The sequence below is a fragment of the Paraburkholderia sp. J67 genome (genome assembly GCF_905220265.1).
GTDB lineage: Bacteria > Pseudomonadota > Gammaproteobacteria > Burkholderiales > Burkholderiaceae > Paraburkholderia.
The window spans coordinates 1-877 of record NZ_CAJMZK010000083.1; the positions used below are offsets into that span (position 1 = coordinate 1).

Consider the following 877-nt stretch of genomic DNA (forward strand, 5'->3'; position numbering starts at 1 on the left):
GACTCGGGCGAATTCAAGCTCGACGGTCAGGAGTACAAGCCGGAAGCCGTCTACCAGGTGGCGAAGGCGGGCATCGCGCGCACCTTCCAGAACATCCGTCTGTTCGGCGGCATGACGGCGCTCGAAAACGTGATGGTCGGCCGTCACGTGCGCACGAAGCACGGCCTGCTGGGCGCCGTGTTCCAGACGTCTTCGGAGCGCAAGGAAGAGCGCGAGATCAAGGAACGCGCGCTCGAACTGCTCGAATACGTGGGCATCGCGCAGTACGCCGACTACACCTCGCGCAATCTCTCGTATGGCCACCAGCGCCGTCTGGAAATCGCGCGTGCGCTGGCAACCGATCCGAAGCTGCTCGCGCTGGATGAGCCGGCCGCCGGCATGAACGCGACCGAGAAGGTCGAACTCACGCGCCTGCTCGACAAGATCCGCGCCGATGGCAAGACCATCCTGCTGATCGAGCACGACGTGAAGCTGGTGATGGGCCTGTGCAACCGCATGACCGTGCTCGACTACGGCAAGGTGATCGCCGAAGGTCTGCCGCAAGACGTGCAGAAGGACCCGAAGGTAATCGAGGCATATCTGGGCGCAGGAGTTCACTGATGGCTACACCGATGTTGAAAATCAAGGGCCTCCAGGTCAATTACGGCGGCATTCAGGCAGTGAAGGGCGTGGACATGGAAGTCCAGCAGGGCGAGCTCGTCACGCTGATCGGCGCGAACGGCGCCGGCAAGACCACGACCATGAAGGCGATCACGGGGCTGAAGGCGTACTCGTCGGGCGACATCGAGTACATGGGCACGTCGATCAAGGGCGTGCCCGCGCACGAACTGCTCAAGAAGGGCCTCGCGATGGTGCCGGAAGGCCGCGGCATCTTCGC

General features: G+C 63.2%; 2 protein-coding genes. Both read left to right on the forward strand.

Annotated elements, in window-relative coordinates; all coding sequences use genetic code 11:
- Positions 1–600, forward strand: a 600-nt coding sequence (locus U5782_RS41260) for an ABC transporter ATP-binding protein (RefSeq protein WP_322049622.1), incomplete at its 5' end; no start/stop codon positions are given.
- Positions 600–877, forward strand: a 278-nt coding sequence (locus tag U5782_RS41265) for an ATP-binding cassette domain-containing protein (protein ID WP_322049623.1), incomplete at its 3' end; no start/stop codon positions are given. The genes U5782_RS41260 and U5782_RS41265, both read left to right, overlap by 1 nt.